25 protein-coding genes are annotated in these 24095 nt (G+C 72.7%); 7 read left to right on the forward strand and 18 right to left on the reverse strand.

The genetic code is table 11. From position 1 onward, the window contains the following. Positions 1-24 precede the first annotated feature (24 nt). The gene (locus BJ993_RS04820) at positions 25-537 is read left to right on the forward strand and encodes an NfeD C-terminal domain-containing protein (RefSeq protein WP_179647932.1); all 513 of its coding nucleotides are present in this window, start codon (positions 25-27) and stop codon (positions 535-537) included. A 56-nt stretch (positions 538-593) separates the two neighbouring features. Next, the gene (locus BJ993_RS04825; protein WP_179647933.1) at positions 594-2108 is read left to right on the forward strand and encodes a flotillin family protein; all 1515 of its coding nucleotides are present in this window, start codon (positions 594-596) and stop codon (positions 2106-2108) included. Between the two features lie 25 nt (positions 2109-2133). Here the strand turns inward: BJ993_RS04825 and pseI are convergent, their stop codons facing one another. The 7 genes from pseI to pseF form a co-directional block, all read right to left on the reverse strand. Further along, positions 2134-3180 carry a pseudaminic acid synthase gene (gene pseI, locus BJ993_RS04830; RefSeq protein ID WP_179651980.1) on the reverse strand — a complete coding sequence of 349 codons (1047 nt, stop codon included), beginning with the start codon at positions 3178-3180 and terminating at the stop codon, positions 2134-2136. Between the two features lie 10 nt (positions 3181-3190). Continuing rightward, the gene (locus BJ993_RS04835; protein ID WP_179647934.1) at positions 3191-4228 is read right to left on the reverse strand and encodes a putative sugar O-methyltransferase; all 1038 of its coding nucleotides are present in this window, start codon (positions 4226-4228) and stop codon (positions 3191-3193) included. Then, positions 4204-5307: an acyltransferase family protein gene (locus BJ993_RS04840; protein WP_036551212.1), complete on the reverse strand. Its 1104-nt coding sequence runs from the start codon at positions 5305-5307 to the stop codon at positions 4204-4206. The genes BJ993_RS04835 and BJ993_RS04840 overlap by 25 nt, the downstream gene beginning before the upstream one ends. After that, positions 5300-6187 carry an NAD-dependent epimerase/dehydratase family protein gene (locus tag BJ993_RS04845; RefSeq protein ID WP_179647935.1) on the reverse strand — a complete coding sequence of 296 codons (888 nt, stop codon included), beginning with the start codon at positions 6185-6187 and terminating at the stop codon, positions 5300-5302. The genes BJ993_RS04840 and BJ993_RS04845 overlap by 8 nt, the downstream gene beginning before the upstream one ends. 10 nt (positions 6188-6197) lie before the next feature. Then, complete coding sequence (locus BJ993_RS04850) at positions 6198-7271, reverse strand: ATP-grasp domain-containing protein (protein WP_179647936.1); 1074 nt, start codon at positions 7269-7271, stop codon at positions 6198-6200. A 74-nt stretch (positions 7272-7345) separates the two neighbouring features. After that, positions 7346-8734, reverse strand: a complete 1389-nt coding sequence (pseG, locus tag BJ993_RS04855) for a UDP-2,4-diacetamido-2,4,6-trideoxy-beta-L-altropyranose hydrolase (RefSeq protein ID WP_179647937.1) — start codon at positions 8732-8734, stop codon at positions 7346-7348. Positions 8735-8739: 5 nt separating this feature from the next. Then, positions 8740-9462 carry a pseudaminic acid cytidylyltransferase gene (gene pseF, locus BJ993_RS04860; RefSeq protein WP_218864607.1) on the reverse strand — a complete coding sequence of 241 codons (723 nt, stop codon included), beginning with the start codon at positions 9460-9462 and terminating at the stop codon, positions 8740-8742. A gap of 87 nt (positions 9463-9549) precedes the next feature. Here pseF and BJ993_RS04865 point away from each other — a divergent pair, with 87 nt between their 5' ends. Next, positions 9550-10773 (forward strand): S1C family serine protease, encoded by a 1224-nt coding sequence (locus BJ993_RS04865; protein WP_179647938.1) that lies wholly within the window; start codon positions 9550-9552, stop codon positions 10771-10773. A 12-nt stretch (positions 10774-10785) separates the two neighbouring features. Here the strand turns inward: BJ993_RS04865 and BJ993_RS04870 are convergent, their stop codons facing one another. The 3 genes from BJ993_RS04870 to BJ993_RS04880 form a co-directional block, all read right to left on the reverse strand. After that, on the reverse strand, positions 10786-10968 hold the full coding sequence (locus BJ993_RS04870; RefSeq protein ID WP_036551209.1) for a DUF5302 domain-containing protein: 183 nt from the start codon (positions 10966-10968) through the stop codon (positions 10786-10788). A 70-nt stretch (positions 10969-11038) separates the two neighbouring features. After that, positions 11039-12073, reverse strand: coding sequence for a GNAT family N-acetyltransferase (locus BJ993_RS04875; RefSeq protein WP_179647939.1), 1035 nt, complete (start codon positions 12071-12073; stop codon positions 11039-11041). Further along, on the reverse strand, positions 12070-13770 hold the full coding sequence (locus BJ993_RS04880) for an ABC-F family ATP-binding cassette domain-containing protein (protein ID WP_179647940.1): 1701 nt from the start codon (positions 13768-13770) through the stop codon (positions 12070-12072). The genes BJ993_RS04875 and BJ993_RS04880 overlap by 4 nt, the downstream gene beginning before the upstream one ends. Before the next feature lie 465 nt (positions 13771-14235). Between BJ993_RS04880 and BJ993_RS04885 the strand changes: the two genes are divergently transcribed. Next, entirely contained in the window at positions 14236-15534 is a 1299-nt protein-coding gene (locus BJ993_RS04885) for an HNH endonuclease signature motif containing protein (protein WP_179647941.1), read from the forward strand. A gap of 52 nt (positions 15535-15586) precedes the next feature. Here BJ993_RS04885 and BJ993_RS04890 read toward each other — a convergent pair whose 3' ends face one another. Both BJ993_RS04890 and BJ993_RS04895 read right to left on the reverse strand, forming a co-directional pair. Beyond that, positions 15587-16804 (reverse strand): hypothetical protein, encoded by a 1218-nt coding sequence (locus BJ993_RS04890; protein ID WP_179647942.1) that lies wholly within the window; start codon positions 16802-16804, stop codon positions 15587-15589. Beyond that, positions 16797-17336, reverse strand: a complete 540-nt coding sequence (locus tag BJ993_RS04895) for a SigE family RNA polymerase sigma factor (protein WP_179647943.1) — start codon at positions 17334-17336, stop codon at positions 16797-16799. The genes BJ993_RS04890 and BJ993_RS04895 overlap by 8 nt, the downstream gene beginning before the upstream one ends. A gap of 80 nt (positions 17337-17416) precedes the next feature. On the opposite strand from BJ993_RS04895, the gene BJ993_RS04900 reads away from it, so the two are divergent. Beyond that, positions 17417-18100, forward strand: a complete 684-nt coding sequence (locus BJ993_RS04900; RefSeq protein ID WP_179647944.1) for a maleylpyruvate isomerase family mycothiol-dependent enzyme — start codon at positions 17417-17419, stop codon at positions 18098-18100. On the opposite strand, the gene BJ993_RS04905 is transcribed toward BJ993_RS04900, so the two are convergent. From BJ993_RS04905 to BJ993_RS04925, 5 genes are read right to left on the reverse strand one after another with little or no spacing between them, the layout of a single operon-like run. Then, entirely contained in the window at positions 18090-18341 is a 252-nt protein-coding gene (locus tag BJ993_RS04905; protein WP_036551200.1) for a hypothetical protein, read from the reverse strand. The two genes, BJ993_RS04900 and BJ993_RS04905, sit on opposite strands and share 11 nt — an antisense overlap. Positions 18342-18352: 11 nt before the next feature. Further along, complete coding sequence (locus BJ993_RS04910; protein WP_179647945.1) at positions 18353-19027, reverse strand: SIMPL domain-containing protein; 675 nt, start codon at positions 19025-19027, stop codon at positions 18353-18355. A 24-nt stretch (positions 19028-19051) separates the two neighbouring features. Further along, complete coding sequence (locus tag BJ993_RS04915) at positions 19052-19651, reverse strand: class I SAM-dependent methyltransferase (protein ID WP_179647946.1); 600 nt, start codon at positions 19649-19651, stop codon at positions 19052-19054. Further along, positions 19648-20508, reverse strand: a complete 861-nt coding sequence (gene truA / locus BJ993_RS04920; RefSeq protein ID WP_179647947.1) for a tRNA pseudouridine(38-40) synthase TruA — start codon at positions 20506-20508, stop codon at positions 19648-19650. Before truA ends, BJ993_RS04915 begins: the two co-directional genes overlap by 4 nt. A gap of 28 nt (positions 20509-20536) precedes the next feature. After that, a complete protein-coding gene (locus tag BJ993_RS04925; RefSeq protein WP_036551192.1) occupies positions 20537-21868 on the reverse strand; it encodes a hypothetical protein in 1332 nt (443 codons plus the stop codon). A 128-nt stretch (positions 21869-21996) separates the two neighbouring features. Between BJ993_RS04925 and xseA the strand changes: the two genes are divergently transcribed. Beyond that, positions 21997-23223, forward strand: coding sequence for an exodeoxyribonuclease VII large subunit (gene xseA, locus BJ993_RS04930; protein WP_036551189.1), 1227 nt, complete (start codon positions 21997-21999; stop codon positions 23221-23223). Further along, complete coding sequence (locus tag BJ993_RS04935) at positions 23216-23434, forward strand: exodeoxyribonuclease VII small subunit (protein ID WP_036551186.1); 219 nt, start codon at positions 23216-23218, stop codon at positions 23432-23434. Before xseA ends, BJ993_RS04935 begins: the two co-directional genes overlap by 8 nt. Positions 23435-23437: 3 nt before the next feature. Here BJ993_RS04935 and BJ993_RS04940 read toward each other — a convergent pair whose 3' ends face one another. Beyond that, entirely contained in the window at positions 23438-24022 is a 585-nt protein-coding gene (locus BJ993_RS04940; protein WP_179647948.1) for a DUF4245 family protein, read from the reverse strand. Positions 24023-24095: the final 73 nt, after the last annotated feature.

Raw genomic sequence — 24095 nt, forward strand, 5'->3', positions numbered from 1 at the left:
TTCGTCGACCCCGAAGGGCTTCCCGTGACCGTCTTCCTCATCCTCGGCATGGTCGGGATCGCCGTCGTCCTGGCCTCGCTGGTGGCCGGTGACCTGCTCGACGGTGCCTTCGACGCACTCGAGGCCGACTGGATCTCCACGGCGGCCCTCGGCGGCTTCACCTCCGCCTTCGGATTCGGCGGCGCGATCGCCGACGGCGCGGGCGCGCCGCTGCCGGCATCGATCGCCGTCGGGGTGGTCTCCGGTGTCGTCGTCGCCTGGTTCGCCTGGTGGTTGACCCGGCTCGTCAAGGACGGCCCCAGCGACGGCACGGTCGCGATCAGCGACAGCGTCGGCCAGGTCGCCCGGGTGATCACCGCGATCCCCGCCGACGGGTACGGCGTCGTCCGGGTCGTCGTCGGCGGCCATCCCCTGCAGCTCAACGCCAGCGCCTACCAGCCCATCGAGGCGGGCGCCGAGGTCAACGTGACCGGCGTCCTGTCGCCGACCGCCGTGAGCGTCACCGAGGTGTGGCAACCGCCTGCCCGGCCGGCCTGAGCGCCCCTCCCTCCCCGAACCCCCAGCAGTCCCCACCGACAAGAAAGTCGAGACACATGAACACCGCCGTCTGGGTGCCGGTCGCCGGCATCGTCGTCCTCCTGGTCCTCCTCGTCCTGCTGGTCACCAGCCGCTACAAGGTGGCCGGCCCCAACCAGGCCTTCATCGTCACCGGCCGCAAGGGCAAGGCCGTGGTCAACCCCGAGACCGGGGAGCTGACGACGGACCTGTCCGGGCAGAAGGTCGTGCTCGGCGGCGGCGTCTTCGTCGTCCCGTTCGTCCAGAAGCTGGCGACGATGGACCTGTCCAGCCGCCGGATCTCCGTGCAGATCCGCGGCGCGGTGTCGGGCCAGGGCATCAAGCTCAACCTCGACGGCGTCGCGATCGTCAAGGTCGGCGGCAACGCCGACCAGATCCGCCTCGGCGCCCAGCGCTTCCTCTCGCAGCAGGCCGACATCGAGACCTTCACCCAGGAGGTGCTCGCCGGTGCGCTGCGCTCGATCGTCGGCGGCCTCACGGTCGAGCAGATCATCCGCGACCGGGCCGCCTTCGCCCAGCGCGTCGCCGACGAGTCGGAGAGCTCGCTCACCGGCCAGGGCCTGATCCTCGACGCGTTCCAGATCCAGGACGTGACCGACGACGGCACCTATCTCGCCGACCTGGGCCGGCCCGAGGCCGCTCGCGCCAGCCAGGCCGCCCGGATCGCTGAGGCCAACGCCCGGCAGGCCGCCGAGCAGGCGCAGATCGCCGCGGAGCAGGAGATCGCCATCGCGCAGCGGGCGCTCGCGCTGAAGCAGGCCGAGATCAAGGCCGAGACCGACGCGGCCTCCGCGCAGGCCGCGGCGGCCGGACCGCTGGCCCAGGCCGACCGCGACCAGGCGATCCTCACCGAGCAGGAGAAGGTCGCGGTCCGCCAGGCCGCGCTGACCGAGCGCCAGCTCGAGACCCAGGTCCGCAAGCCGGCCGACGCCGAGCGCTACCGCGTCGAGCAGGAGGCCGAGGCCCGTCGTACGGCGGAGATCGCGGCCGCCGACGCCCGCAAGGCCGCGACCATCGCAGCCGCGCAGGCGAAGGCCGAGGAGACCAAGCTGAGCGGTGAGGCCGAGAAGGGCCGCCGCGCGGCGCTGGCCGAGGCCGAGGCGATCGAGGGCATCAAGCGCGGTGAGGCGGAGAAGGGCCGCCGCCTCGCCGAGGCCGACGCCACCCGGGCCGAGGGTGAGGCGCAGGCCGCCGCGACCCTCGCGATCGGCCAGGCCGAGGCCGAGGCGATGGACAAGCGCGCCGAGGCGTTCGCGCACTACAACGACGCCGCGGTGCTGCAGATGCTGATCGAGGTGCTGCCGCAGATCGCCAAGGAGGTCGCCGCACCGATCGCCGCGATCGACCAGCTCACCGTGCTGTCCACCGACGGTGCCGGCGCCCTGCCGAGGCAGGTCACCGACAACGTGGCGCAGACCCTCCAGATGCTGAGGACCTCGACGGGTCTCGACCTCGAGGCCCTCATCCAGAAGTCGGTCGGCAAGGCGGGCAGCGGTACGACGCCGCCCGCCCTCGACGGCGTGGGGGCCTGACGGCGACGCTCGGCCCGGGGCCTGCTCAGTCCGCGAGCAGGTCCCAGGTCAGCGGCGTACCGCGCGGGGCCGCCTCGCGGACGCGGCGGCCCAGGACCTCGTCCCAGTGCTTCGGCGGCAGGCCGGAGCCCGGGCGGATGCTGCGGAGGTTCTGCTCGGTCAGCACCTCGCCGGCGGCGACGTCCTCGACGAGGTAGAGCGAGCGGCGACGGCCGCGGGCGCCCTCCTCGGCCTCGGTCGGCTGGTAGCGGACCTCGCCGAGGGCGACCCGCGCGGCCGCCGTCTCCGTGACGAGCTGCGCGAACTCCGGCGGCTCGAGCGAGAACGGGCTGTCGACGGCGCCGTCGTTGCGGTCGAGCGTGATGTGCTTCTCGAGGACGACGGCACCCAGCGCGACGGCCGCGACGGCGACGCCCACGCCGAGGCTGTGGTCGGACAGCCCGACCTCGCAGCCGAAGCGCTCGCGCAGGTCGGGGATCGTCAGCAGGTGCGAGTCCTCGGGCCGGGCGGGGTAGCTGGTGGTGCACTTGAGCAGCACCAGGTCCTCGCAGCCGCCCTCCCGGGCCGCCGCGACGGCGTCCTCGATCTCCTCCAGCGTGGCCATGCCGGTGGAGATGATGAGCGGCTTGCCGGTGGCCGCGGTGTAGCGGATGAGCGGGATGTCGATGATCTCCGACGACGCGATCTTGAAGCAGGGCACGTCGAGCCCGAGCAGGAAGTCGACGGCGGTGCGGTCGAAGGGCGAGCTGAAGCAGAGCATCCCGTGCTCGCGGGCGCGGGCCATGATCGGCTCGTGCCACTCCCACGGCGTCATCGCCTCGGAGTAGAGGTCGTGCAGGGTCCGGCCGTACCAGAGCGAGCCGGGGTTCTGGATCGTGAACTCCTCGCGGTCCACGTCGATCGTCATCGTGTCCGCGGTGTAGGTCTGCAGCTTCACCGCGTGCACGCCGGAGCCCGCGAGCGAGTCGACGATCGCGAGCGCCCGGTCGAGCGAGCCGTGGTGGTTGCCCGAGATCTCCGCGATCACGAACGGGTCGGCGTCGCGGCCGACCGGGATGCCACCGATCTGCATGGCCACGCCCTCAGGCCCGCCGGAGCACGACGAGCTCGCCGGCCGACTGGATCAGCGGCTCGCCGTACCGGCCGGCGACCTCGAAGCCGTGCCGGGCGAACGCGTCGACGATGAACTGCGAGGTGACCGGCTCGATCGCGCCACCGGCCCGGCCGGCCTCGGCGCGCCGCTTGCCGGCACGCGAGTTCAGCGAGACGGCGTAACGCACGCCGCGCGCGGCGACCAGGTCGACGTAATTGCTCACCACGTCGGGCTCCATCTCCTGGAAGGAGAAGGAGTTCACGAACACCTCGTAGTCGCTGCGCAGGTCGGGCAGCCGCCAGCTCGGGATGGTGCCGTGGGCGGGCACCTCGAACCCGCCGTCCGGCAGGTCGGCGGGCGTGAGGACCGGCCGGTCGAGGATCTGGGTGAGGTACCACGCGGTGATCACGACCAGCGGCGGGATGTCGGCGTCGACGTACCGGGCGTCCGGGTCGCGCTGGGTGACGATCTCGCCGAGCACGCCGAAGCCGCCGCCGATCTCCAGGAAGGAGCGCGGTGGCGCGTCGACGTGCTTGCTCAGCGCGGTGAGGCAGAGCAGGTAGTTGAGGTAGGGGCGGCTCCAGCCGACGTCGGTGCCGGTGAAGCGGAAGCGCTGGGCGTTGCCGAGCTCGTTCTCGCCGTACGACAGCAGGTCGAAGGGCCAGCGCTCCTGGTCCCAGGCGAGCTGGACGGCGTGGTAGTCGCGGCGGGCCTCGATGCTGCCGCCGAGGATGGAGCGGATCCGGGCCTCGCTGACCGCCGGGTTGGCGACCTGTGACGCCTCGATCATCTTCTGCATCGCCTTGCCCGGGTACCCGTCGCCGTAACGCGGGTAGAACCAGCTGCGCGAGGACGGCCACGACTTGAAGGTCGGCAGGCCGCGCTTGCGGAGGTCGCCGAGCAGCTGCTCGACGCCCGGGCCCCAGAAGTTCGTGGGGGTGTAGAGCGGGTCGCGCTGCTCGATGCCGGCGAGGAGGTCGTCGACCATCCCGCTCCAGTCGGTCAGCTCCGTACTCGTGTCGACCATCGCGCACTGTCCTTCAGCTTGAGGAACTTGGATTCGATCAGGTGGTAGGAGAGGGTCGCCACCGCGACGGAGAGCAGCACCTCGACGACGACGCGGGTCCAGACCTGCGAGGTCTCGGCGCCCGGCAGCTGCTGCTTGACGACGTAGTAGACGGTGTAGTGCCACAGGTAGAGGCCGTAGGAGATCTTGCCGAGCCCGCGCAGCGGCGCCCAGGTGAGCACGGCGTGCACCCAGCGCGGCCCCTTCCCGTCGCGTACGACGACCAGGATCGCGACCGCGGAGGCGAGCGTGGTCGCGGGCACCATCAGCCCGTAGACCCACACGCCCTTGTCCTGCCCGCACAGCGAGACCAGCACGGCGAGCGAGGCGGCGAAGGCCAGCCCGCCGAGGAAGCGCCAGCCGCGCCAGGCGACGACGACGGCGAGCAGGCAGCCGACGAGCAGCGAGAACGACACGACGAGGGGGTCGTTGTGCAGCCGCTGGAGGCTGGCGCCGGTGTCGATCAGCCAGTAGCGGTAGGCGAGCGACAGCCCGATCATCGCGACCAGCGCGAGCGCCAGTCCGCGCCGGCTGAGGCGCAGCACGCTGAGCAGCCCGATCAGCAGGGCCGGCCAGACGAGGTAGAACTGCTCCTCCATGGCCAGCGACCAGGTGTGCGGCGTGAGGGTGACGTACTCGCCGAGGGTGCGCACGATGTTGGTGACGTAGAGGCCCGCCCAGAGCACCTGCTCCAGCCGCTCGTCGTACCGGATCGCGACGACGGCCGTGACGATGACGTAGAGCACCATCGCCGGCATCAGCCGCAGCGCGCGGCGGATGTAGAAGCGTGAGAGCGAGATGTCGTCGCGGGTGTCCCACTCCTCCAGCAGCAGCCGGGTGATCAGGAAGCCGGACAGCACGAAGAAGACCGTGACGCCCACGGTGCCGGCGGTGCCGCTGTGGGGCAGCGCGGTGTGGTTGAAGAGGACCATCGCCACCGCGATGGCGCGCAGGCCGTCGAGCGCCGGGCGCTGGCCGAGGCGGTAGCCGTCGGCGGTGACCGCGGCCGGACGGGTGGCGGTGGCGGTCTGCTCAGCCATGGCCGACCCGCTCCCGCACCATCGCGGAGAGCCCGTACGACGCCGTCCAGCCCAGCAGGTCGCGGGCGCGCGTCGTGTCGAGGCGGTACTCCGAGGTGTCCTCCCGGTCCACCGGCTCGAAGACGACCGCGTCGTCGCCGAGGCCGCACTGGGCGGCGACCTCGCGGGCCATCTCGGCGACCGAGAAGCCTCCGGTGCCGATGTTGGCGACCAGCGGGCTGGGCAGGCCGGGGCGGGTGGCGGCGAGCTCGAGCGCCGTCGCCACGTCGCGCACGTCGACGAAGTCGCGGACCACGGCGCCCTTGCCGGACACCGTCAGCGGACCGCCGGCGAGCCCTTGGGCGGCGAGGCGCGGCAGCGCGCCGCGGCCCCCGTCACCGGGTCCGACGACCTGCGCGATCCGCAGCGCGACCGTGCCGATGCCCGAGGTGCGGGCGTAGAGCGCGAGGACGTCCTCGCCCATCCGCTTGCTGAGGCCGTAGAAGGTGTCCGGGCCCTCCGGCTCGTCCTCGCGGATCGGCCCGCGCAGGTGGCCGGGGTAGGCCAGCCGGGAGGAGGCCAGCACGAAGCGGCCGACACCGGCCGCCACGGCCGCGCGGAGGAGCTCCTCGGTCAGCGCCACGTTCGCCGGGAGGTACGACGCCAGCGGGGTCGCGAGGCTGTCGACGCTCCGGGCCGCGAGGTGGACCACCGCGTCGGCGCCGGCGAGCAGCTCGGCCGGCGCCGGGGCGGGGCTCGCCGTGAGGGCCGGCTCGTCGAGCCGGCGGAGCAGGCCGTCCTCACCCCGGCCGAGCGGCACGACGTCGTACCCCTGGGCGCGGAGGTGGGTGACGGCGTGGCCCCCGAGGAAGCCACGCGCGCCGGTGACGACGATCCTCAAGCGCGGGCCCTCAATCGTTGTCGCGCGTGATCGCGTAGCCGAGCCGCGCGACCGTGCCGTTGACGTCGCGGGCGAGCTCACCCGGCTCGGTGTGGAACTCCTCGAAGACCACCTCGCCGAGGTCGGCGAAGCTGTGGTCGGCCGGCTCGAAGGGGATCTTCGGGTCGGTCAGGTGGAAGCGCAGCGTGTGGTGCACGCCGGTCGGCAGCTCGGGGTCGCCGGGCCACTCGCCACCGGACAGCACGTCGAAGACGGTCATCATCAGGTCGAAGCCGGTGTGCACCTCGATCAGGCGCCACAGGTGGCAGCCGTCGAGGCGCGGCGCGACCTCCACGATCCGGGGACCGTCGCTGGTGAGGATCATCTGGAAGTACAGCGGTCCGTTGGTCACGCCGAGGGCGGCCACGAAGGCGTCGATGAGGCCCTTGACCTGGGCGGAGGTGACGTCGTCGAGCTCACGCGAGGGCATCGTGTGGCTGCTGGGGATCCCGGTCAGCGGCCCCTCCCAGACGTGCCGGTCGGAGGCGAGCAGCAGGTGGGCGACGCCGTCGACGACGAAGACGTGGACGGAGAACTCGGGGCCCTCGAGCAGCTGCTCGATGACCGCCGCGCCGTTGCGCGACGACGCGAGCGCGGCGGGCAGGGCGGCGACGGCCTCGTCGTGGTCCTGGACGATGGTGATGCCGCGCTGGCCCTGGTTGTCGACCGGCTTGACGATCGCCGGGTAGGCGACGAAGCCGGTGAGGTCGGCGGCGGTGCGCACGACCTGGTGCGGCACCGGGCTGAGGCCGTTCTTGGTGAGGAAGCCCCGCAGGAGGTCCTTGCGGTGGAGCGTCTCGGTGACGGCCGGCGAGTGGAACAGCGGCAGGCCGAGCTGCTCGCTGACCGCGGCGACGGTCGGCATCGCGATGTCGGAGCCGACGGAGTAGACGACGTCGACGGCCAGCTCCTTCGCGAGCGCGGCGACACCGGCGGGGTCGAGGATGTCGACGACGAAGAACTCGTCGGCGGCCGCGACGCCGGCGCCCTCGCGGACGTGTCCGCACGCGTAGACCCGCCACCCGGCAGCGCGGAGCCGGTGCATGGCGTCCGCCTGTCCCGGCAGCGCTCCGAGAATGAGCGCGGAGCGCGGCATCCTGCTCCCTCGTTCCTGATCCGTCATCGCCCGCCCTGTCCCGGAACGAGCGCTGCGAGCCGTGTCGGCTCTCCTTCGCTGCACGGCCACACTAACCGATCGAGGACGTCGTCCATGATCCCGGCGGCACGTTTGTCGAGTATATCGATATGGTTTATCGAGTCCACATCGGGGCCGTCCCGGGTGACCCGGAGACAGGCCGAGGGCACGCCGTCGACCTCGACCACGACCACCACCACGTCCGGAACGACGAGATCCGACGCGAATCGGTTCCCTGCTGCGACCCACCCCGCCGGGTCGTCGCCGCGCGCGACGGCGACCGGCGCGTCCTCCGGCCCCGCGAGTCGGAGCCGCAGCCCGTCGTCGGGACCGGTCGGACGCGTGGGGAGCACGGCGTGGGCGACCCGCGCGGCGCCGTACCCGTCGACGAGCGGGGGCGGGAGGGGCAGTGCACCCTCCGCGGCCCGGTCGAGCAGGGCGCGGTAGCCGTCGACGCCGACCTCGCCGACGAGACCTGCCCAGGTCGTCAGGCCCGCCTCCGCGAGCGCCCGGGTCACGCCGGACTGGTGCGGTGCGGTCGTCGTGACGATCGCCGGCACCTGCAGGCAGATCCGCTCCCAGGTCGCGGTGCCGCTCGCCCCGATGGCGAGGTCGGCGCGCTGCAGGCTCGGCGCCAGCGAGCGCAGCGCGACGTGCAGCTCCGCCCCCGGTACGTCGGCCACCAGGTCCTCGAGGCCGGGCGCGAGCGCCGCGCGCGAGCCCACGACCACCTCGACCCGCTCGAACGCCGGGCGGCCGCGCAGCGCCTCCAGGACGGTCCGGGTCTCCCCCGCCGGGTCGGTGCCGCCGAAGGACACCAGCAGGCGTCGCGGCGGCACGGCGGCCGGGGACGACTCCTTCCGGAGCTCGGCGTAGGCCGGGTGCAGCAGGGCGTAGCGCGGACCGAGCAGCAGCTCGCAGCCGTCGGGCACGGTGCCGTCGTAGCGGCCGGCGCTGCCGGCGCCGTACCAGTTGTGGTCGACGAGCAGGTCCACCTCGCGACGCCGCCCGGCGAGGTCGTCGACCGCGACGACCCGGTCCGCGATGCGGCGTACCTCCGCCTCCCAGACGTGGTCGAGGCCGTAGTGGTCGACGACGACCACGTCGACCGCTCCCCCGGCGCGCTCGATGGTCGCCCGGGCGTCGGCGAGCTGGGCGGCGACCGGCCACGGGCGTCCGGTGGCGTCGGCCTGCTCGGGCACGGTGAGGTTGCGGTGCCCGGCCGCCGTGATCCTCGGGTCGTCGCCGGTGGTCACCACGACGACCTCGGCGCCGCGGGCGGCCAACAGGTCGGCGAGCGCGAGCTGGCGGACCAGGTGGCCGCTGCCGATGCGGGGGCCGGCATCGGCACGGACCAGGACGACCGGTGCCACGAGCGTCAGTCCTCGGACTCCGCGAGCCGGTGGATCAGCTCGGCGCGCTCCCAGTCCTCGGGGGTGTCGATGTCCTGGACCCGCCAGTGCGGCAGCACATGGGGCACCGTGCGCGCGGCGAGCACCGAGGGCCCGGTCAGCCAGGCGTCCACCGTGCCCCAGTAGAACTGCCCGGCGTCGTGGTAGGCCTCGACCAGGTCCTGGCTGCGGGTGAGCGCGAACTCCGGCCAGAGCATGTGCATCCAGCCGTCCTCCCCGACCGCCAGGGCGCGCTGCACCGGCGCCGCGTACGACGCCGCGGACATCACGAACTGCGCGCCGGACGACCTCAGCCTCTCCCGACCCGCGGCCAGGTCGTCGCCGCTGACGAACACCGCCGCGGGGTAGACCACGCACAGCTCGTCCACCGCCTGGCCGGCAGCCGTGAGCTCGCGGATCGCGTGCTGGATGACCGGCCGGGTGCCGGTGTGGTCGTCGGACAGCTCGGCCGGCCGGCGGAAGGGCACGTCGGCGCCCGCGGCCTCGGCGATCGCGGCGATCTCGTCGTCGTCGGTCGAGACCACCACCCGGTCGAAGATCCCGCTCTCGACCAGGGTGCCCACGACCCGGGTCAGCAGCGGGACGCCGCGGAACGGCTTGACGTTCTTGCGCGGGATCCGCTTGCTGCCACCGCGGGCCGGGACCAGGGCGACCACGCCCGCGTCGGGGCTCGGCTGGGGGTCGGACACGCCCCCGACCCTAGTGGGAGGAGAGTCTGGGTGAATGCTCAACGGCGTCTCAGGGCGCTCACAGGCCCCGTCGCCACAGTAGAGGACATGACCCAGGTCCTGCCCCCGTCGCCGTCCTCGCAGCCGCCGACCCCGCCGGCACCGCCGTTCCTCCCGCCGTTCACCGCGCCGCCGACCCCGAACTCCCAGCGGCCCGGTCGATCGACGTTCGCGGCCCTCGTGCTGTCCGGTGCGCTGCTGGTCGGGGGCGGGGCCGGGGTCGGCGGGGCGGCGATCTACGACGCCGTCAACGGTCCCGACAGCTCCGGTGGAGGCGGCTCCGCTCCGCTGCAGGTCGCCGACAACGGCAATCAGCCGGCAGCCTCCGGCAGCGTCGAGGCCGTCGCCTCGAAGGTGCTGCCCTCCGTCGTCGCCCTCGAGGTCTCGGGGTCCGGCTCGTCGGGGAGCGGCTCGGGCGTCGTGCTGGACGACGACGGGATGATCCTCACCAACGACCACGTCGTGACCCTCGGCGGCCAGATCTCCGCCCAGCAGGCTGAGGTCACCGCCTCGTTCAGCGACGGCACGAAGGCCAGGGCGACGGTCGTCGGCACCGACCCGCTGACCGACACCGCGCTGGTCAAGGTCGAGGGGGTCAAGGACCTGACCCCGATCACGATCGGCAAGTCCGGCAACCTCGACGTCGGCGAGCAGGTCGTCGCGATCGGGTCGCCGTTCGGCCTCGACGCGACCGTCACCAGCGGCATCGTCAGCGCCCTCGACCGCCCGGTCGAGGTGGCGCGCGACCAGGACGGCAACGTGACGGCCTACCCGGCCATCCAGACCGACGCCGCCATCAACCCCGGCAACAGCGGCGGTCCGCTCGTCAACATGGACGGCCAGCTCGTCGGCATCAACGCGTCCATCCGCTCGACGTCCTCCGGCGCCGGTGCCGAGTCGGGCTCGATCGGGCTCGGCTTCGCGATCCCCATCGACGAGGTGCTGCCGATCATCGAGCAGCTGCGCGCGGGCGACACCCCGACCCACGCCCGGCTCGGGATCCAGGTCTCCGACGTCGCCGGGCGTGCCGGGTCGAGCGACACCACGCTCACCGGTGCTCGGATCGAGGAGCTCGAGAAGGGCTCGGCCGCGGCCAAGGCCGGTCTGGAGTCCGGTGACGTGATCACCGCGATCGACGACCACCGCATCGACGACACCGAGGCGCTCATCGCCACGGTCCGGTCCTACCGCCCCGGCGACACCGTCAAGGTGACCTACCTCCGCAACGGCAAGGAGGACACGACCGAGCTCGAGCTCGGCTCGGACGGCTGATCCACGGCTCCGTCAGGAGCCGCCGCCACCGGCCTTGCGGCGGTGCATCTTCGGGGCACCGCCGACGACCTCGGAGCCGTGCGCCTTCTCGCGGACCGGCCCGTCCTCGTGGACGCCCTTCTCCTTGCGGTTCTTGCGGTCGAGGGCCTCGCGCATCCTGGCCTTCAGGTCCTCGTTCGCTTCGTTCGCAGCCATGGGGCGGTCCTTCCGTCGCGGTCGGTGACTCCGTCCACCGTCGCACTCGCCCGGGGCGGAACCAAGTGATTTAGCGGGCGAGCCGCTTCTGCATCTCCGCCATCCGCGCCGTGGGGACGAAGCCCATGCGCTCGTTGATCGCGATCATCGGGCCGTTCTCCTCGGCGTTCCACGTCACCACGCGCCGCCCGCCCACGTCGGCGCCGGCCTGCAGGGACCGGTGGTTGGCGACCTTGACCGCGACGCCGAGACGGTGGCCGCGGTGGTCGTCGCGCACGAGCGTCCCCCACTGGTAGACGAAGCGGGGATCGTGGTCGGGGACGACGATCTCGGTGTACGCCACGACCTCGCCGGCCGCCGTCAGCGCCACGGTCCGCCAGGACGTGCGGCCCTGGGCCGCGACCAGCGCCTCGTCGTCGCGGTGGGCGGCCACGTCGACCGTCTCCGCCTCGCGCTGCATGTCACCGGTCGGCGCCTCGGTGCTGAGCGTGCTGGCGACGGCGAGCCAACCCTCGACCAGCTCGTCCGGCACCGGGCCCGCCCACGACCGCAGCCGGTAGCCCTCGTGGTGGGGCGCGGCCTCGGCCGCCAGGGCGTCGAGCACGTCGTCGGGCATCGGGAGCGGGGCGCTGCGCTGCACGTTGCCGATGCCGAACGTGTAGCCGTGGGCGACGAGGAACTCCCGGCCCGAGGTGCCGGCGCCGTCGGCCGGAGCATCGTGGGCGAACTGCGCCTCGGCGTCGACGAGGGTCCGCCCCGCGTCCACGGCGATCGACTCCGCCCGCGCCAGGAGCGCAGAGCCGATGCGACGGCGGCGCAGGGCGGGGTCGACGTGCACGTCGAGCATCGCGCTGTCGAGGTTGTCGAGCAGGGGCATCGCGAGCCAGGCCGTACCGACGAGCCGTTCGCCGTCGTACGCCGCGAGGAAGCGCTCGTCGCGCTTGCTCGACGGGTTGCGGACGACCGCCAGGAGCTCCTCGAACGCCCACGCCGTCGCGCTGTCGCCGACCTCGTGGCGCAACGAGGCCTCGGTCACCGCCGCCCAGGTGCGGATCGCCTCCGGGTCCTCTCCGGTCAGCTCGACGATCCTCGGCCCGGCGCTCACCGGACCCGCTCCACGCGACCCTCGTCCCACACCGGCTCGTCGGACTCGTAGACCGAGCCGTCCGACCCGAACACGCAGAAGCGGTCGAAGCCGCGGGCGAACCAGCGGTCGTGGGTCACCGCGACCACCGTGCCCTCGAACGCCTCGAGGCCCTCCTCCAGCGCCTCGGCCGACTGCACGTCGAGGTTGTCGGTCGGTTCGTCGAGCAGCAGCAGGGTCGCGCCGGACAGCTCCAGCAACAGGATCTGGAAACGCGCCTGCTGGCCGCCGGACAGCGACTCGAAGCGCTGCTCGGAGCTCGCCGCGAGCTCGTAGCGGTCCAGCACCCGCGCCGCCTGCTCGCGCCCCATGCCCTTGCGGCCGTTCGGGTCGCCGTCACCGCGGTGCAGGATCTCCAGCAACGTGCGGCCGGTCAGCTCCGGGTGCTCGTGGGTCTGCACGAACCAGCCGGGCCGCACCCGCGCGCCGAGCCGAGCTCGGCCGCTGTGCCGCACCGGCGCGATCTCCACCTCGCCGACCGGGCGGTGCTCGACGTCGGGATCGCTGCCTCCCGCGGCCAGCAGGCGCAGGAAGTGGGACTTGCCGGAGCCGTTGGAGCCCAGCACGGCCAGCCGGTCGCCGTACCAGACCTCGAGGTCGAAGGGCTTCATCAGCCCGGTGAGCTCGAGGTCCTCGCAGACCACCGAGCGCTTGCCGGTCCGGGCGCCGGACAGGCGCATCGTCACCTGCTGCTCGCGCGGCTGCTCCGTCGGCGGACCGGCCTCCTCGAACTTGCGGAGCCGGGTCTGCGCCGCGCGGTACTGCGACGACATGCCGTCGTTGTACTCCGCCTTGATCTTTAGCCGCAGCACCAGCGCCTTGAGCTTCGCGTGCTCCTCGTCCCAGCGGCGCCGGAGCTCGGCGAAGCGGGCGAAGCGGTCCTTGCGGGCCTCGTGGTACGACGTGAAGCCGCCCGCGTGCGTCCAGGCACTGTTGCCCGCGCCGCCCGCGCCGAGCTCGACGGTCACCACGTGCGTCGCCGTGTTCGACAGCAGCTCGCGGTCGTGGCTGATGAACAGGATCGTCTTGTCCGAGGCGGCGATCCGCTGCTCCAGCCAGATCTTCCCGGGCACGTCGAGGAAGTTGTCCGGCTCGTCGAGGAGGAGCACCTCCTCCGGTCCGGCGAGGAGGTACTCCAGCACGACCCGCTTCTGCTCGCCGCCGCTCAGGGTGGCGAGCCGGCGGTACTTGGCACGGTCGTAGGGCACGGCGAGCGCCTTGACGGTGCAGACGTCCCAGATCACCTCGATGTCGTAGCCGCCCGCGTCGGCGTACTCGGCGAGCGCGGTGGCGTAGGAGAGCTGGGTCGCCTCGTCGTCGGTGTCCATCAGGGCGAGCTCCCAGCGGTCCACCTCGGCCGCGGCGCGTCGTACCCGCTCCGGCGCGAGGGCCAGCAGCAGGTCCGCGACCGTCGGGTCCTCCCCCAGCCCGCGGTCGACCATCTGGCTCATCACGCCCAGCCCGCCACTGCGTACGACGGCGCCGGCGTGCGGCGTCAGGTCGCCCGTGATGATCCGGAACAGCGTCGTCTTCCCCGCCCCGTTGGCACCGACCAGCGCGACCTTCGCCCCCTCGCCGACCCGGAAGGAGACGTCGTCGAGGAGCACCCGACCGTCGGGAAGCTCGTACCGGACGCCGGCGACCTCTACGTGACCCACAAGCCACGATTGTCCGTGGTGCGGTGGTCGGGCGCGACCGATTTCGTCCGCTGGTCGAGGAGGTCGCGCAGCGACCGTCACGAGACCCCTGGCTCCGATGCACCCACTGCGCCCCGCCCGCCGGTGGTCGAGGAGGTCGAGCAGCGACCGTCACGAGACCCTTGCTCCGGTGCACCTGCTGTACCCCGCCCCCCGGTGGTCGAGGAGGTCGCGCAGCGACCGTCACGAGACCCCTGGCCCCGGTGCACCTGCTGTGCCCTGCGGTCGGGTGAGTGGTCGGGTCTTCAAGCGCAGCGACGAGGAGGCTGGGTGCGGGGCTGGGTTCCGGCGGTCGGGTGCGGCCCGAAAGCCTCGTGTTCACTCGTTGCGCCACTTGTTCTGCACACCCCGGCGAGGCACTTTCCCCTGTCCACAGTCGGGTTTCCGTCGCCTCGTTGTGTCGGACGTGGATGGGAGAATCCAGTCATGGATCTCGGAACCAGCGGTACCGCGACAGCTGTCTCGACAGCCTCGCTGCTGTCCGAGATCCGTGACGGTGTCGACCTCCGCGACGCCCTCATCGTCCGCGAGTGGAAGGCCATCACGTCGTGGGCCGACGCCAACATCGTCCACACCGTCGAAGGCGCCGCGACCCTGACCGAGGGCTACCTCGACACCGGTGTCCCGATCGCCGGCCCCGGCGCACCCCTCGTCAGCGAGTTCCAGCTGATGGAGCTCATCGCCGTCCTCGGCAGGTCACCGGACGGTGGACGTGCCTACGTCGGCAAGATCATCGAGTGCGCGTGGCGGCTTCCCGACCTCTACGCCGCCGTCCTCGCCGGGAAGGTCGAGCCCTGGCGTGCGCTGCGAGTCGCTGAGCTCACCCACGGCCTCGCCGCCGAAGCAGCAGCGTTCGTCGACCACCAGCTCTCGATCGCGGTCGGAACCGTGTCCTGGGCACTCATCGAACGCCTCGTCACCGAGGCGATGCTGCGGTTCGACCCCGAACGCGCCGAGGCCGAGCGGCAGAAGGCGAACGAGCACCGTCACTGCGACGTCCACATGGACGAGGTCGACGCCCACGGCGGCGTCCACCTCGACGCCTACCTCGACGCCGCTGACGGCCACGACTTCAACCAAGCCGTCGCCCGCGAAGCAGCACTGCGCGGACGGCTCGGCGACACCGACTCCCTCGACGTACGGCGAGCGAAGGCGGTCGGTGCGATCGCCCGCCGCGACCTCGCGCTCGACCTGTTGATCACCGACGACGACACCGGCGAGGTCATCGCCCAATCACCCGGACGACGAGTCGAGCTGAACGTCCACATCACCGACACCGCCCTCACCGGCGACAACACGGTCGGGCGGTGCGAGGAGACCAGGTCACCGGTCCAGCTCGAGCAGGTCAAGGAATGGCTCCAAGCCCCGACGACCACCGTCATCGTCCGGCCGGTCATCAACCTGGCCGACTGCATCCCGGTCGATTCCTACGAGATCCCCGACCGCCACCAACGCCGCGTCCGACTGAGGGACCACACCTGCCGGTTCCCGAACTGCACCCAGCAGGCAGTCCGCTGCGACCTCGACCACGCGAAACCCCACGGCCAGGGCGGCGAGACGTGCCCCTGCAACCTCACCCCCCTCTGCCGACGCCACCACCGCGCCAAGACCCACAGCCAATGGCGCTACCTCGTCATCACGCCCGGCCACTACCTCTGGACGTCACCACACGGCCACCTGTTCCACGTCGGCCCGGCCGGCACGACGATCCTCGACGGCTACTGACCACCAAGCCCCACACCCCGCCCGACCCGGCGGGGCATGAGGCATGTCCGGCTCAGCGGACCAGGCCGAGCAGGGTCTGCGCTGTCTCCTTGTCGGGGTGGACGACGAGCACGGCCCATCGCCCCCGCAGCACGTAACCGGCCCACAGCCGCCTCGCGCTGGAGCCACCAGGGCGCAGGACCCCTTCATCCATCGCCGGCTCGAAGGAGCTCGCGTCGAGGAACTGGATGCCGTCGCTCTGCTGGATGCTCCGACAGGCAGGGCCCGGTGTGTACTGGACCAACCCTCCACAACTCTTCTCCCGCCAGCCGTCGAGGATGCCGAAGGTGACGCCGTCGTGTTCGACCTCGACCACCGACACACCCGAGGGCTCGGCGGTCCCGGCGCCCGGAGTCGACTCGCCCGGCAGCAGTCCAACGGAGAAGTCTTCAGGTGCACAAGACGCGTCACTGCGGGCGCGCCCGTCCACCTCGACCGTCGCCAGCACCAGCTCGGCGACGGCCTGGGTCGGCGCCGAGGCCGTCACCATCCGGTCTCCGACCACCTGACGAACCACCACGTGCGAGGCGTCGACCTGCTCGGGCGCCGGCGCCTCCTGCCCCTTCGCCGGTACGGCGCAGACTGAGTAGCCCCTCCTGTCGGCGTCCTCACCGAGGCCCCACCAGGCCGGGACCTCGTACGACAGCGCGCCCCGGTCGAAGGAGACCCACGTGCTGCCGTCGACGACCGGTTGGCCGCCGACCCGCGCCGTCGCGAGGATCCGGCGGGCGAGGTCGCGGTCGACGGCACCGACGCTCAGGACGAGGTCTCCCGCGGTCACGTAGCCGCTTGAACGTCCGTCCTCCCCGTCCGCCAGGACGCCCGGGCCGACCATGCTGTCGTAGAGCGCGCTGCCGAAGAAGGCAGCACCGCGCCACTCAGCGCACGGATCCGCCGAAGGCGGCGACCACCGTGGCACCTCCCCCTCGCCACACGTCACCTGCCGCCAGTCCGCGGGCACCTCGGCCCGTACGTCGTCCTGGCTGATCGTCTGCCACCCCTGCGGAGCGGGGTCGTCGACGGGATCCACGGCCCGGTCGTCGCCGAGCCCGCCGACCAGCACCGCGCCGAACCCGACGACCAGCGCCACCGCGGCCCCGCCGACCGCGAGCCGCCGCTGGCGGCGTCCCCGGTGGCGGCGCCGCGCGGCGTCGGCAAGCCCGACCGCACCCGGGGCCTGCTCGGCGACGCCGGCCAGCACACCGGCGAGCTCCTGCTCGAGGTCACTCATCGAACCCACCTCCATCGGCGCCGTACCCGGCGCGCAGCACCGCGAGGCCGCGGGAGACCCGCGAGCGGACGGTGCCCTCGGCGACGCCGGTGAGCGCCGCGATCTCGTCGTACTCGAGCTGTTCGTAGTAGCGCAGCACCACCGCGGTGCGCTGCGCCTCGGGGAGCGCCCGGCAGGCGGCCCAGAGCCGCTGGCGCTCGTCGTGGGCGGGCCCGTCGCCGGGGCCGGCCACGGTCCCTCCGGGCTGGACCGACGACGACGGCGACTCGCGGCGCCGGAACTTGCGCCACCAGGACGTGTGCGCGTTGACGACCATCCGCTTCACGTAGGCATCGACGTCGTCGGCCTGCACGATCCGCTCCCAGCGCGGGAGGGCGCGCGAGAGCGCGTCCTGCACCACGTCCTCGGCGTCGGCCGCGTTGCCGGTCAGGACGTAGGCGAGCCGCAGCAGCGCGGGCCCACGGGCCGCCACCCAGCTGTCGAACGCAGGCGGGCCGGTGCGGGCCACCTCGTCCGGGATCAATGCCTTCACACCCTTCCGACGCTGGTTCCGCCGATCCTGTTGCGACCCTCCCACAGCCCTCGCCCGGGCCACCCTGCGAGGATCGCGCCATGGAGTGGATCGACCTGCTCGAGAGCACGACCGGACGGTTCGCCGACGTGCTCGCCACGGGCGACCTGGACGCCGACGTACCGACCTGTCCGGGGTGGACGCTGGCCGACCTCGGCGAGCACACCCGCTGGACCCATGCCTGGGCGGCCCACGCCGTCACCGCTGGTACGCCGGACGGCGACTCCCCTCCGCCCGGCCTCGACCGCGACGCGCTCGTCGCCGGCTACCGCGCGGCCGCCGGGGTGCTCCTCGACGCGCTGCGGGGGGCTGCGCCGGACGCCCCGGCGTGGACCTTCGGCGCCGACCGGACCAGCGGCTTCTGGCGTCGCCGGCAGGTCCACGAGGTCACCATGCACCTGTACGACGCCCTCGCCTCCCAGCGCGCGACCGACGCCTGGGGCATCGACCCCGAGCTCGCGTGGGACGGCGTCGAGGAGGTCGCGACCGTGTTCTACCCGCGCCAGGTGCGGCTCGGGCGCACCGATCCGCTGCCCGCGCCGGTCCGCCTGACGGCGACCGACCTGGCCCGGTCCGTCGTCCTCGAGCCGTCCGGGGACGGCGCGCAGTCCGACGAGGTCGAGCTCGCCGCACCCGCGAGCGAGCTGCTGCTGGTCCTCTGGGGACGCCTGCCGGCGACCGGCCCTGCGGCGGAGGTGCTCGCGCAGGCGCGGGTCACTCCCTGACCGACGACCTGGCCCACTCCGCCGGGCAGTGCTCGTGCTCGCGGCAGCAGGCGTGCGGGTACATCTCCTCGTCCGGCCACGGGTGCGACCAGCCGGCGCCGCCGAGCTCGGGGTGCGTGCACTTGTAGCGCTCCGCACGGTCGGGAGCCGTCGCGAGCTGCAGGACGGCCGCGCGCTCGTGGGTGAGCTCGCCGCGGCGGTCGAGCAGCCGGGCGACGTCGGAGAGGGTGGGAGCAGGCATCGGCGGGCAGCTCAGCCGGCGACGAAGCGGGCGTCGACCTCGGCCGACACCTCGATGTCCTCGGGCGAGAGCTCGAGCTCGGCGCCGCCGGAGCTGTCCTTCGCCGCTGCCATCCGGGCGTAGGGAGCGGCACCGCCGCCGGCGACGTGCAGGCCGTTGCCGAGCATGCCGGCGTCGGCGACCGCGACCGGCCGGACGGGACCGAGGTCGAGCGCGTCGGCGTACTCCTGGGCCCGGCGGGCGGCGTCCTGCACCGCGCGGGTGCGGACGGCGCGCTCGAGGTCCTGGCGGTTGTTCTCGGTGAGGGCCCAGACCACGCCGTCGAGGCCGAAGCCCTGCGTCGAGGAGACGTGCTGGCTGACCCAGCGGCCGAGGGCGTCGAAGTCGCGGAACTTCACCTCGACGCCGACGCTCGCATGATGGACGAGCGGGAGCTGCTTGCCGTCCTGGTTCCAGGGCCGCTGCGCCCACGTGCGCACGTGCTTCGTGGACCACCAGGTGACGGGTCCCTGGTTCGGGTCGTGGAGCGCCTTGATCGAGGACTTCACGGCGTCGAGGTCGGCGACGACCCGGTCGTACACGGGCTGGGGCTTCGGACCCTCGCACGACAGGGTGACGTGGGCGGTGCCGCGCTCGGGGCGCTGGAAGGCGCTGTAGGACCCGCGCACGGTGAACTCGGTGGCCATGGCGCCACTGTAGGAGCAGCGCGGTCAGGCGCGGCGGGTCTCGAGCACCCGGAAGCCCTTCGCGCTCGCGACCCGCTCGGTCGGGAAGCCCTGCTCGCCCAGCCAGCGCTGCAGCGAGTCGGCGCCGAGGTTCTTGCCGACGACCATCACCGCGCGACCGCCCGGCGCGAGGCGCGGCAGCCAGGTGAGCAGCAGCTCGTGCAGGGCGGCCTTGCCGATCCGGATCGGCGGGTTCGACCAGATCTCGTCGAACTCCGCGTCGGCCGGCACCTCCTCGGGCACCGATGCCGTGAACCGGTCCGCGACCCCCAGGGACTCCGCGTTCTCGGTGGCGAGGAGCACCGCGCGCTGGTTGACGTCGACGGCGGTCACGACGGCCGACGGAGCGGCGATCGCGCAGGCGAGCCCGATGACGCCGTACCCGCAGCCGAGGTCGAGGATCCTCCCGCCCGCGGGCGGCTCGGTCTCCCGGAAGAGCACCGACGTGCCGATGTCGAGCCGACCCTGGGCGAACACGCCGGAGCCGCTGGCCAGGCGCAGCTCGTGTCCCCAGACCTCCGTCTCGACGGGTGCGCGCTGGAAGGCGACCGAGGGATCGGCGGAGAAGTAGTGCTCGTCGCTCACTCGTGGTCCCCGCTCTCCCCGACGCCGGTACGACGCGCCGACGTGAGCTCCACCCGGGCGGCCAGGTCGGCGTCGGCCGGGTAGGCAACCTCCTCCAGCGTGAGCCCGTGGGCAGCGACGACCACCACGCCCGGGTCCCGGCGCCGGCCGGTGAGGATCTCCCGCGCCCAGGCGGGGTCCTTGCGCCCCTCCCCGATCGCGACCATGCAGCCCACCAGCGCGCGCACCATCGAGTGGCAGAACGCGTCGGCCTGCACGTGGCCGGTCAGCAGGCCGTCGTCGGACCGGGTCCAGCCGAAGGCGAGCAGCGTGCGGATCGTCGTCGCGCCCTCGCGCTGCTTGCAGAAGGCGGCGAAGTCGTGGAGGCCGACCAGCGACGCGGCGGCCTCGTCCATCGCCGCCACGTCCAGCTCGCGCGGCCACGCGAGCACGTGGTTGCGGGTCAGCGGGTCGACACGGGCCGGGTCGTCGACGATCCGGTAGGCGTAGCGGCGCCACAGGGCGGCGAACCGCGCGTCGAAGCCCTCCGGCGCGGGCGTGATGCGGCGTACCCGGACGTCGCGGGGCAGGAAGCCGTTGACCCGTCGGACGAGCACGTCGAGCTGGGTGAGATAGCGCGCCGCCGCCGGCGAGCCCTCCTCCGGGTCCTCCGGTACGTCGACGTGGACGACCTGGCCGCGGGCGTGCACGCCCGCATCGGTGCGGCCGGCGCAGGTCACCTGGAGCGACCCCTCGGGGACCCGCAGCACGGTGGTGAGCGCGATCGTCAGCTCGCCCTGCACGGTCCGCAGGCCCGGTTGGGCCGCCCAGCCACGGAAGTCTCCGCCGTCGTAGGCGAGGTCGATCCGCAGGCGCACCCGAGAATCCTAGGAGGTGCGGACGCGATCAGTCCCACGGAGTCGCGCCGCTGCCCTCCTTCACCTTGCGGTGGTGCGCCTCGAGCGCGTCCTCCGCGTCGGTGTCGGCGCGGCCGATGTCCTCGATCGCGAGCTCGAGGGTCTTCGCGCCGTTGCGGGTCTCCCACGAGAGGTCGCGGATCAGGTCGATGAGGATCCACTGGAAGTCGGAGAACTCCGAGCTGATGCCGTTGTAGCCACGACCGATGCTGCCGTCGCGGTAGGCCTCGTACGTCGCCAGGTAGGCCTGGCTCCGCGCCGAGTCGAGGTCGTCGGCGATGAGGGGCAGGTAGGTCCTGGTGATCTCGTCGACGAGCGCGCGGGTGATGATGATGATGTTCGCCTGCGAGTCGTCGCTGATGTCGAGGAGCGCCGGCCGCTTGAGGTCGTAGGAGCTCTGGTCGGCCCGCACCTTGCCGATGTTGGTGGTGAGGTTCTCGGCGAGGGCGTCCTCCTCGGCCTTGATCGCGTTCGACAGGTCGTCGAGCGCCTTGCCCAGGCCCTTCATCAGGCCCTCGTAGTCGAGCGAGGGCGTGGTCGCCTTCTCGCCCTTCTTGGTGGTGGTGTCGGTCAGGATCTTCAGGCCCTGCCCGGCGCCCTTGAGCGCGGTCGAGGCACCACCGGTCGCGAAGAGGCCGACGCCCTCGACGGCGTACCCGGCGACCTGGAGGACCACCTCCCAGCTGATCCCGCCGCCGTTCGCATAGGCGTCGAGCGCCTTCTGCGTCTCGCCCACGATGTCGGCGACCGTCTTGCGGGCACGGATCCAGATCTCGTTGGTGGCCGCCAGGGCCCCGCCGAGGATCACGGTGATGCCGTGGTGGCCCCCGATGGCCTTCTCCAGCTGGAGCAGGAACTCGGCCTTGAAGGTCGCGATGGTCGTGCCCGACATCGCGTGCAGGTTGGAGTTGATGCCCTGCAGGTAGCCGGGGATGTTGCCGCCGCCCGTGCCGCCCGACGGGGAGAAGGACAGCAGCCGGTTGGCCTGGCGCATCTGCTCGATGTCGTCGGCGAGGAGCGTCGCGGTGTCCGGGAGGTCGAGCCACTTCTTCAACGTCGAGTCGATGTTCGAGCGGACCGAGTCGAAGGCGGCGCGCCACTTGGCGTCCTGGCCCTCGTTGCCGATGTCCCAGAAGCCGCTCCAGCTCCAGTCGCCGCCACCCTGGCCGTCCCCGCCCGGACGGGTGACGTAGTTGTCGCCGAGGTGGTACTTGTTGCCGTCGTCGATGTGCCAGCCCTGCGACTTCATGTAGGCGTCGATCGCAGAGCGCTTGAGCTCGCCGATCAGGGTGGGCAGGTTCTCGTACGTGCGGTCGGTCATCTCTTGCTCCCTGGCTCGATGTCGTGACGTGCGGCCGGCGTCTCCCGGAGCGACCACGGCGGAACCGTCACCCTCTCGAGCGTCTCCAGCACCGCGCGTCCCAAACGGCGGCGGCTAGGCTCGCCGCCGTGGCGCTGGAGACCTCCCTCGAGAAGCCGGCTCCGGTCCGGGCGATCGCGAATGCGATCTCCGGCTGGATCGACCGGCTCGGTCCGGTGTGGGTCGAGGGCCAGGTGACCCAGGTGAGCCGCCGCCCGGGGCTGCAGACGGTGTTCCTGACGCTGCGCGACTCGGTCGCCGACATCTCGGTCCCGGTCACCTGCTCGCGGGTCCTCTTCGACGGGTTGCCGACCCGCGTCGAGGAGGGCGCGAGCATCGTCATCCACGCCAAACCGTCGTACTACGCCAACCGCGGCTCGATGTCGCTGCAGGCGCGCGACATCCGGCTGGTCGGCCTCGGCGAGCTGCTGGCCCGGCTGGAGCAGCGCCGGCAGCTGCTGGCGGCCGAGGGCCTCTTCGCCCAGGAGCTGAAGCGGCCGCTGCCGGCGCTGCCGGTCCGGGTCGGGCTGGTGACCGCGCCGAAGTCCGCCGCCGAGCGCGACGTCGTCGAGAACGCCACCCGCCGGTGGCCGGCCGTCCGCTTCGAGATCGCGTACGCCGCCATGCAGGGCCACCGCTCGGCCGCCGAGGTGATCGAGGCGGTCCGCCGCCTCGACGCGCACCCCGAGGTCGACGTCATCGTCATCGCCCGCGGCGGCGGATCCGTCGAGGACCTGCTGCCCTTCTCCGACGAGGGGCTGATCCGCGCCGTGGCCGCGGTGCGGACGCCGGTCGTGTCGGCCATCGGCCACGAGCCCGACTCGCCGCTGCTCGACCTCGTCGCCGACCGGCGCGCGTCCACGCCGACCGACGCGGCCAAGATCGTGGTGCCCGACATGGCCCAGGAGCGCGCCCGGGTCGTCGAGGCCAGGGTGCGGCTTCGCCAGGCCGTGGTCGCCCGGCTCGACCGCGAGCAGGCCCAGCTCGACGCCCTCCGCTCGCGGCCGTCCCTGGCGGACCCGACCTCGCTCCTCGACGTCCGCGCCGCCGAGCTCGACGACTGGCGGGCCCGGATCCGGCGCCAGCTCGAGTGGCAGCTCGACCGCGCCGCCGACGACGTCCACCACCACCGTGCCCGGGTGCAGGCGCTGTCGCCGCTCGCCACCCTGCAGCGCGGCTACTCCGTGCTGCAGGACGCCGACGGCCACGTCGTCACCAGCGTCGAGGGCATCGCCGCCGGGGCCGCCCTCAGCGTGCGGGTCGCCGACGGCCGCATCCACGTGACCACCACCGCCATCGAGGAGAGCCATGACTGACGCGACCACCGACGCCGCGACCCCGTCCTACGAGGAGGCGCGCGCCGAGCTCGTCGAGGTGGTCCGCCAGCTCGAGGCCGGCGGTACGACGCTCGAGGAGTCGCTCGCGCTCTGGGAGCGCGGCGAGCGGCTCGCCACGGTCTGCCAGGACTGGATCGACGGGGCGCGCGAGCGGCTCGAGGCGGTGCTCGGCCAGGGCGACGAGGACTGAGGGCTAGGGGCGGATCTTCGCCGCGGTGAGCGCGTCGATGACCGCGTGCAGGTCCTTCGCGGGCGCCGAGCCGAAGACCATCACGGTCTGGTCGCCGACCTCGGCGAGATAGGCCGTGTCGCCGCCGGCGTCGGTGTAGCCCTCCCAGTCGCGGGCCACCGGGCGTCCCACGGAGGCGGGCACGGTGTAGCCGTCGGCCGGCTCGGTCTCCTCGTCGACGGAGCCGGCGAGCATCGCCCCGAAGGAGGCGTCCTCCTGCCGGACGGCGACGAACTCGTCGTCGTCGTTGAGCATGCCGACCATGAAGAAGGGCTCCTTCTCGGTCGGCACCGTCACCGAGGTCGCGATCCAGCCGTCCGGCAGCGCCGCCGGGTAGACCGGGTGCTGGTCGGACAGCTGCAGCGCTTCGACCGTGTCGAGGTAGTCGACCGCGGTGGGCTTGGCCTCGAAGTCGGGCCGGAAGGCGCCCATGAAGTAGAGCAGCGCGCCGATCGCCGCGACGGTGACGACCAGGGAGACGACCAGGCCGGCCGCCGACCGCTGGTAGCGCCCGGGGGTGCCGGTGGACTGGGTCTGCTCGCTGCTCATGACGTCGCCAGTGTCCCAGCCGTCGACGATCGCACCACAGCCAGGGGCGGACATCGACGCAGATGCGTCGCCG

Source organism: Nocardioides aromaticivorans, assembly GCF_013408525.1.
Lineage (GTDB): Bacteria > Actinomycetota > Actinomycetes > Propionibacteriales > Nocardioidaceae > Nocardioides > Nocardioides aromaticivorans.